The sequence below is a fragment of the Mycobacterium sp. genome, assembly GCF_049280035.1.
Lineage (GTDB): Bacteria > Actinomycetota > Actinomycetes > Mycobacteriales > Mycobacteriaceae > Mycobacterium.
In genome coordinates, this window is the sequence record NZ_JBAPPI010000382.1 from 1 (window position 1) to 9,177 (window position 9,177).

Here is a 9,177-nt window from a genome sequence, read left to right on the forward strand (position 1 = left end):
GTGCACGCGAACACGCCGCCGCAGAACCGGGCGCCGACGGATAGGCAAACGGATTCGAATTCGACGGTCTGTCGCTTGTCCAGCAGCTGTGCGCCGATGACGTCGCACGGCACGGATGGGTCACCGAGTGGCAGCGGCCAGTCGGGAAGGGTTCCGTCGTTGTTCTCGAAGAATTCGATCCATTCCCTTACCTCCGCGGACTCTAAGGTCAGCGCGGACGTGTGCCGGCGCTGCCGGACACAGTAAGCGTGATAACTGCCGGCCTCCGGCAGCGAGATGGGAGCGCCACCTCTCGTCACGGTGGCATACATGACATGGATCTCCGCGTATGCCAAGCTGAAAAACATTGCGTCGGTGTGGAGATGGTCAATGCATACGCAGAATGTGAAGTGGTCGGCGCGCTGAATGATTGCGAAGCGGAAGCAATCCCATTGGAGCGGACTCGGGGTAGCCAGTAGATGGCTTCGCAATTCTGCGGGCGTTATCTCACCGTACTTGGTCGGGACGAGGTTGATGTCGCTGGCTTCGGCGATGGTCCGATGGACGATGTGTTCGCGATCGGTGTCGTCGAACCAACTGCGGTAGGTGTCGTGGCGACGAAGGTGAGCGTTGATGACATACGTCATGGCACGGATATCGCATCGGCCGGGTATGGACCAGGTTGCAATGACCAACCGTGACATATCCAGACCCTGGGCGGCGTATGCGCGATAGTCACGAAGGTGCTGGGCTTGCGTATAGCTCGCCGGGACAGCGGTTATCGGCGCTTGCCGGACTTTCGCGAGGGTCGCGGGCGATGGCTGCCATGACACGAATGAGCCGGGTTCGGGCGCCCAATCGCGGATCATTCCCACTTCCACTTTCGCGACTTCTATCATTCTTCCTCCGAGTTCCTCAGCAGTTGCGGTTCACCGGAGACCTGTTACGCCGGAGCGCCTTCGAGGTCCGCCAACACTCCGCACAGGTGGCCGGCCAGACCTCGAACGGTGGTGATATCTGTGGAGCCAACCCGGATGCCTGTTTCCATCTCTATGCGCGTGCGCAGTTCGAGATAGCTAAGGGAGTCGAGTCCGCATTCGGACAGCGGACGATCCGGGTCGATGGAACGCCGCAGAATCAAGCTGACTTGCTCACCCACCAGATGCCGCAGCCGGGTCGGCCACTCTTCCCGCGCCAACGCCGTGAGTTCGGCGCGGAATTTACTTGTGTCCGTGCGGCTTTGCCCCATAGGTTTGAAGAGTTCAGCGAACGGGCTGCGTTGCCCAAGCGCCACTAACCACGGCACTCCGATGAACGGCAGGTAGCCGGTGTAGGCGCGGTCGTGGCGCAACAGCGACTCGAAAGCGTAGGCGCCGTCGTTGGGTGTGATCATCGCGGCGCCATTCCCTTCTGCCAGAAACGCGGCGCGCCCGATCTCACCCCATGCTCCCCATGCGATCGCGCTGGCCGGAAGGCCCTGAGCCCGGCGCCACCGAGTGAAGGCATCTAGCCAGCTGTTGGCCGCCGCGTATGCGCCCTGACCAGGCGAGCCCACCAGCGCGGCTGCCGAGGAGAATGAGCAGAACCAGTCGAGCGGCTGGTTGGTGGTTGCCCGGTGCAGATGCCAAGCGCCGTACACCTTTGGCGCCCAGTCGCGATCGATGAGCTCATCGGTGATGTTGGGCAGCGTGGCGTCCTCGACCACCCCTGCGGCGTGCAATACCCCGCGCAACGGGAGTCCGTTGGCGGTCGCCACGGCCACCAAGCGTTCGGCTGTCTCGCGCTCGGTGATGTCGCCGCACGCCACCACGACGTCGGCGCCGATTGCGCGGATGAGCTCGATTGTCTCCAGTGCCTTTAAATTCGGTTGAGAGCGGGAGGTCAACACAATGCGCCCGCAGCCCGCCGTGGCCATCTTCTCGGTGAGGAAGAGCCCAAGCGCGCCCAAGCCCCCGGTGATCACATAGGCGCCGTCACGACGGAAAATCGGAGCCTGCTCCGGTGGCACTACCGCAGTGCGAGACCCGGCCTGCGGGACGTCGAGCACAAGTTTGCCGGTGTGCTCGGCCGCGCTCATGACCCTGATCGCGGTGGCCGCTTCGACTAGTGGGTAGTCGGTGTGCTTCGCGGGAGGCAATTCTCCATCAGCTACTAGCCGGAACACTGTGCGCAGCAGCTCCCCGACGCGTTGGGGGCGGCCGATCGACAGCATCGCCAGGTCGACATAGTGGAACGTGAGGTTGCGGTGGAACGGGAAGAGCTCCAGCCGGGTGTTGCCATAGACGTCGCGTTTGCCGATCTCGACGAACTGTCCGCCGATGGCCAGCAACTCGATTCCGGCGCGTAGTGCTGTGCCGGTTAAGGAGTTGAGCACGATATCCACGCCGTAGCCGTCGGTATCGCGGCGGATCTGTTCGGCGAAGTCCACGCTCCGCGAATCGTAAACATGCTGGATCCCCATGTTGCGCAACAGCTGTCGACGCTGGTGGCTGCCAGCGGTGGCGAAGATTTCGGCTCCTGCCGCGCGGGCGATCGCTACGGCTGCCTGGCCTATGCCGCCGGTCGCCGAGTGGATCAAGACCCGGTCGGCCGAGGCAATCCTGGCCTGATCGTGCAGGGCATACCAGGCGGTGGCATGCGCGGTACCCACTGCGACCGCCTGATGGTCGGTCAGGCCGGCGGGCAGCGTGACGGCCAGCCGGGCGTCGCACGTGACAAACGTGGCCCAACAGCCGTTTCCGGAAAAGCCGCCGACACGATCACCGACGTGGTGGTTGCTCACGTCCGGCCCGACCGCCGTGACGACGCCGGCGAAATCCATACCCAGCTCTGGTTGCTGTCCGTCAATGCTGGGGGAGCGGCTCGTCGCGACAAGCACATCGGAGAAGTTGACGCTGGATGCGCTTACCGCGACCTCGATCTGCCCCGCCCCCGGCTGAACGCGTTGAAATGCGACCAGTTCCATTGTGTCCAGGTGCCCGGTCGTTCGAATTCGCAGGCGTGCACCGTCGCGCCCGTGGTTGACCACCGTGGTTCGTCGTTCCTCGGGGCGAAGCGGAGCGCGACAAAGGCGGGCGGTATACCACTGCCCGTTACGCCAAGCGGTCTCATCCTCTTCGGATCCACTGAGCAGTTGCCGCGCAAGCTGTTCGGCGTCGATGGCTTCATCCATGTCGATTTGGGTAGCACGCAAATGCGGATGTTCGGTGCCGATCGCCCGCATCAAACCGCGCAGCCCAGCCTGCGCCAGGTTGGCCACGTCGTCGGGTAGCACGGGTTGGGCATTCCTGGTTGCGAGGTACAAGCGAGGCGCGCCGCCGGGGACCTCCGGCAATTCGCGGGCGATGCGCACCAGATGCCGCACGTATTCGCCGCCCTGGAACGCAATGTGCTCGTCGGGGTCGCCGTTCTTCGGTTCCGTCAGGACCACTAGTCCGTCGAATCGAGCGTCTCGGAGCTGGCTGCGCAACGCTTCGCCATTCGACGAGTGGTCGGCGTGCTGCGGCCAGCACACGGAAGTGCATTGCGCACCATTGAGTTTCAACGCATCGGTCAACTGGGTTGCCAGTGCATCCGCGGTTGTGGAAGTGCTGACGAGAAGCCACGCTCCTGCATCGGTGTGCGCCACCTCAGGCAGCGCCTGCTGCTGCCACTCTATGGTGAGCAGCCGCTCGTTCAGCACACGATCGCGCTCGTTGCTTTGCGAGATCCCCAGGCCCATCTGCAGCCCGCGTACGGTCACCAGCACCGCCCCGTGCTCGTCTAAGACGTCGAGGTCAGCCTCAACCTCCGCGTCGCCGACTCCGGTCAGTTGCGAGTAGCAGTAGCGCGCGTTGCTGGTGGAACCGTAGACCCGCAGCCGACGGACGCTCAGCGGCAGCAGCAGACCGCCATTGCAAACGTCAACGACACTGGGGTGAGCCGCCACCGAGTGAAAGCAGGCAGTTAGCAGCGCAGGGTGCACTGCGTAGCTGCGCCGAAAGCGGATCGTGCCAGGCAGCCTGACCTCGGCCAGCACTGTGGCACCGGTTCCGTCGGCGATGCGGGCGGCGGCTAGTCCGGTGAAGGCAGGACCCAACTGGATACCGCGCTGATCCCACCATTTTCGAAGCTCGGCTCCAGGCACAGTGCACGGGTGCGCCGCCAGCAGAGCGGCCACGTCGTGCGCGGGAGGTCGGTCATCGTCCCCGACGGCGTAAAGGACTGCGGCGGCCCGCCGCACGTGCTCCCCATCCTGGTCGGTCTCCACCGCGAAGTTGACGACGGCCGGCGAGGCCATCGACGCGGCGGCGCCGACGGTGGTCTGCGCATCCAGCAGAAGCTCGTGCTCGAAGCGGATGTCACGGACCTCGGACTCCTCGCCAAGAACCGCGCGGGCCGCACCCAGTGCCATCTCACAGTAGGCCGCTCTCGGAAGGACAGCGGCGTTGCGAATCTGGTGATCGCCCAGCCACGGTTGCGCCGCAGTGCCGACCTCGGCCTGCCACACGTGCCGTTCCGGTTGCTCCTGCAGGCGCACATGCTGCCCCAACAACGGATGAACTGAAACGGTTGAACCGCTGCGTGTTTGGGATTCCTGACCGTCCCGGTCTAAAAAAAGCCGACGGTGCGTCCAGGTCGGCAGCGGTGCGTCCACCAGCTGCCCCGCCGGGTACAGCACCGAAAAGTCCACCGCCGCACCTGCGTTGTGCAGCTCCGCCAGAAAGTCGCGCAGCCCGTGCGATAGCGCTTGGTTGCGGCGCATGCCGGCCAGTGCGGCCAGTGGCATATCCAGGCTGCGGGCGGTCTGCTGGAGAGCGTGGGTAAGCAGGGGGTGTGGTGCCAGTTCTGCGAAAACCCGATGCCCGTCCTCCAATGCGGCCTGCACAGCCGCTGCGAACCGCACTGTGTGGCGCAGATTGTCGGCCCAGTAGAAGCCATCGCACACCGGCGATTCTCGCGGGTCGAACTGCGTCGCGGAGTAATAGGGAACGTCTGGCGTCATCGGGTTCAGCCCTGCCAAGACATCTGCCAGCTCGTCGAGAATCGGCTCTACCTGGGGGGAGTGCGATGCGACGTCGACGGCGATCTCGCGGGCCATCACATCACGCCGCTCCCACGCTGCTACCAAATCGCGGACCGTCTCGGTGGCGCCGCCGATCACTGTGGACTGCGGCGAGGCCACCACTGCCACCACGACGTCATCAACGCAGCGAGCCACCAGCTCCGAAAGCACTTGGTCGGCCGGTAGTTCCACCGATGCCATGGCCCCCGTGCGGGCGATGTGGGTCATCAGCCGCGAACGGCGGCAGATCACCCGCACCCCGTCTTCCAGCGACAAGGCGCCGGCAACGACAGCCGCCGCAGCCTCCCCGAGGGAGTGGCCAATAACTGCGCCCGGGCGTACCCCGTGTGCCTTCATGGTGGCGGCCAGGGCGACCTGCATGGTGAACACCGTCGGCTGGATCCGGTCAATACCGGTCACGATCCGGGGTGCCGACATCGCCTCGGTCACCGAGAATCCGGATTCGTGGGCGATCAGCGGCTCCGCCGCGGCGACGGTCGCGGCGAACGCGGGCTCGTTCGCGAGCGGGTCAGCTCCCATCGCCGCCCACTGCGAACCCTGCCCGGAGAACACCCACACCGGACCCCGATCATCGCGCCCGACCGTGGCCTGATGCGGAGTATCAATGTCGGCGACCTCGCGCAACGCTTCGGTCAGCTCGGGCAAGGTGCTGGCGATAACGACGGTTCGGACCGGTCGGTGGGCGCGCCGCCGCGCCAGCGTGTAGCCCAGGTCCGCCAACGCGACGTCCTCGTGTGCGTCCACCCAGTCGGCCAGCCGGCCGGCAGTGCGGCGCAGTTCGTCGGCCGACGTGGACGATAGCGGGAAAAGCAGTGGTGCCGTTGTCGGCGATTCGGCTGAGATATCCTCGGGCGCAGTGGCTTCGGGGGCCTGTTCCAGGACGGCGTGCACGTTGGTTCCCGAGAACCCGTAAGACGACACCGCCGCCCGTCGAGGCCCTTGGCGACCGTTCTCTGCTGGCCACGGCGTATTCGTTTGCGGGACAAAGAGGTTGGTCTCGATCTGAGCGAACTCATCCGGCATCCGGGTGAAATGGAGATTGCGCGGAATGACACCATGCCGGACGGCGAGGACGGCCTTCATCAGCCCAAGCGCTCCGGCGGCCGACTGGGTGTGTCCGAAGTTGGTCTTCACCGATGCGAGCGCGCACGGGCCGTCGACGCCGTACACCTTGGCAAGGCTCGCGTATTCGATGGGGTCACCCACCGGGGTGCCGGCGCCGTGTGCCTCGACCATGCCTACGCTGCGGGGATCCACCTCCGCCGCGGCCAACGCCGCACGGTAGGCCGCGACCTGTGCAGGCCCCGACGGTGTCACGATATTCACCGTGTGGCCATTCTGATTGGCGGCCGTGCCGCGTATCACAACGAGGATCCGGTCGCCACCGGCAAGCGCGTCGGGTAACCGTTTAAGCAGCATCACGACGCAACCCTCGCCGGCCACGAATCCGTCGGCGGCCACGTCAAACGCATGGCAGCGTCCGGTCGGAGACAACATGCCGATGGCCGAGCCAGAAGCGGCCTTGCGGGGTTCAAGCATCACCGAAGCGCCGCCTGCCAGCGCGATGTCGCTTTCGCCGTCATGCAGGCTGCGGCAGGCCAGGTGGATAGCCGCGAGGCCAGACGAGCATGCGGTGTCCACCGTCATCGCCGGACCGTGCAGTCCCATGGCGTAGGCGATCCGCCCCGACCCCATGGCGAAGCTGTTGCCCAGATATCCGTACGGTCCCTCCAGGGCCTGGGCATCGGCATGCACGAACTGGTAGTCGGCATGCATTAATCCCACGAAGACGCCGGTTCGCAAGTCGGCTAGTTTCTCCCGGGTGAAACCGCCGTGCTCCATGGCCTCCCACGAAGTTTCGAGCAGCAAGCGGTGCTGCGGATCCATCGCAGTCGCTTCTTTCTCGCTGATTCCGAAGAACTCGGGATCGAAGTCGGCGACGTTGTCCAGAAACGCGCCCCACTTGCACACCGACCGACCGAGCACGCCCGGCTCGGGGTCGTAGTACTCGTCGGCGTCCCATCGGTCGGGTGGAATCTCGGTGACCAGGTCATCGCCGCGCAGCAACGCGCGCCATAACTGGTCCGGCGATTCGATGCCTCCGGGAAGTCGGCAAGCCATCCCGATGATGGCAATCGGAGTAGCGGGCGTTCTGTTCATATGGAGCAAAGAATAGGCCGAATCTGGGTGCGGAGAGATGCAAATGGCTATTTTTGAGGCGAAATGACGACCGCGCCCAGGAAGCGGCAGCAGAGCGGGTGTGCTTAGCGCCTGCGTCGAGATGTAGAACCCCGGCGAGCTCAGCAGTTACTTACTGTCAACACGGCAGTTACACGGGTATGAAATCAAGGTTTTTGTGCACGTCAGAGGACCTTTATGCTTGTCCCGCTATTATTCAACACGTGTAGATCATTGAAAGATATGCGGGTACGATTGTTACCTAATTGTGGTATTTTATGAGCAGGTTTCAATTGTAAACATTAGCTATTTGATGGCAATTCTGAAAATTGCCTTGCGGCCCACTTACAATCATAATTTTCACCATTTTTATGAGCCTCTTTTATGTTTTTCCTTCGCGGCGTTATTAGGTGTCACGACTGGCGTAATTATGCGCCCGATTTCCGATTGGCTCTGCGTGCGTCATTTCTGCCGAGGAGTGACGGTGAGCTATAGGTCCGGCGCGATGTCGACTGGCTGGAATGGCGCCATTGGGAGCTGCAGGCTGGCGGGATTACGCGAAAGACGTTGAGCAACAGCGATATAACCTTCGCCTCAGCACTCCCGCAAGGGTCCACTGGCGGCTCTACGCAGGCGGCCCAGCTCTCGCTCGACTGGCCAGTTAAGGGCTCTCTCGTGTGCCAGATATAGGAGCGCCACGGTAGCGCAGACTTCGATACCGAGTTCTGGATCAGATATCCAGATGACGGACGTCTATTCCAACGATACGGCCCGTGATGGCCTGGCTGATCCTTAGGGGTTCTTCCCCGCGGACCGCGAACCAGGGCTGTGGGGCGGACTGCGCTCGATACCAATAGCTGGCCACGGGTTCGATGGTGTACCGGTGCCCGATACGCCGATCCCATCTTTGCTTTGCGACCTTGTTCAACCCACTAGTGGCCCGAATTCCTCGGGCCAGTCCACGAAGTGCTGACACCTTGACCGAACCCATGGAAGAAGCCCGCGTCCCCCGTCTGCCGATCGATGAGGCCAAGGCCGCAGCCGATGAAGCCGGGGTGCCCGATTACATGGCAGAGCTCGCCATCTTCCAGGTCTTGCTGAACCATCCCGAGCTCGCGTGCGCCCTCAACGACCTGCTCGCCATCATGCTGTGGCACGGAAAGCTGGACCCGCGGCTACGCGAACTGGTGATCATGCGTATCGGCTGGCTCACCGCCTCCGACTACGAATGGACACAGCATTGGCGAGTCGCACAGAGTCTTGGGGTAAGCGCCGATGACCTGCTCGGTGTGCGGGATTGGCGGTCCTACGATGCTTTCGGGCCCGCGGAGCGGGCAGTGCTGGGGGCCACCGACGACGTGGTGCGCGACGGGGCGGTGAGCGCCGAAAGCTGGGCGGCTTGTAAGCGCGAGTTCGGCGCCGACCAGGCAATGCTCGTCGAGCTCGTCACCGCGATCAGCTCGTGGCGGATGGTCGCGTCGATCCTGCACAGCCTGCAGGTGCCGCTGGAGGACGGTGCAGCGAGCTGGCCGCCGGACGGCCAACCGCCAACCCAATAAGCGGCGGAAGCTCGAGGCTTCCGATTGACACGTCAATCACAAACTCATACGGTTCCCGGCATGCGGCCACGGGTCGCCGACGTGCTCGGGGTGGAATTCCCGATCTGCGCGTTCAGCCATTGCCGCGACGTGGTGGCTGCCGTATCCAACGCGGGCGGGTTCGGCATTCTCGGCGCCGTCGCGCACAGTTCGCTGGGAGTGCCCGGGGCGTAGCGAGGACCAACGACCCGACGACGGGTCGTGAAATCCTGTGACGAGGCGACAGTGCCCGGCCAGCGACAAATGCGCGTCCAGCTTCCGTTGGTGGGTGCGGTGGTGCCTGCGACGGTAAAGTGACGGCTGTGATTGAGCCTTCTATTACCAGTGTTCTGCGCGAGCGTGCCAGTCTGCAGCCCA

The 9,177-nt window shown here is 63.9% G+C and carries 2 protein-coding genes and 2 pseudogenes; 2 read left to right on the plus strand and 2 right to left on the minus strand.

Going from position 1 to position 9,177, the window contains the following annotated elements:
• A pseudogene (locus WAN71_RS12890) lies at positions 1–878 on the minus strand (acyltransferase); the annotation flags it as partial.
• 44 nt (positions 879–922) lie between these two features.
• Positions 923–7,204, minus strand: coding sequence for a sulfolipid-1 biosynthesis phthioceranic/hydroxyphthioceranic acid synthase (pks2, locus tag WAN71_RS12895; RefSeq protein WP_422225705.1), 6,282 nt, complete (start codon positions 7,202–7,204; stop codon positions 923–925).
• A 1,007-nt stretch (positions 7,205–8,211) separates the two neighbouring features.
• Here pks2 and WAN71_RS12900 point away from each other — a divergent pair.
• Positions 8,212–8,781 carry a carboxymuconolactone decarboxylase family protein gene (locus tag WAN71_RS12900; RefSeq protein WP_422225706.1) on the plus strand — a complete coding sequence of 190 codons (570 nt, stop codon included), beginning with the start codon at positions 8,212–8,214 and terminating at the stop codon, positions 8,779–8,781.
• 60 nt (positions 8,782–8,841) lie between these two features.
• Positions 8,842–8,970: pseudogene (locus WAN71_RS12905) on the plus strand (nitronate monooxygenase); the annotation flags it as partial.
• Positions 8,971–9,177 lie beyond the last annotated feature (207 nt).

What these genes read in the sequence shown, in the direction of transcription:
- pks2 (WP_422225705.1), bottom strand. Translation starts at nt 7,204, where the DNA reads ATGAACAGAACGCCCGCTACTCCGATTGCCATCATCGGGATGGCTTGC.
- WAN71_RS12900 (WP_422225706.1), top strand. Translation starts at nt 8,212, where the DNA reads ATGGAAGAAGCCCGCGTCCCCCGTCTGCCGATCGATGAGGCCAAGGCC.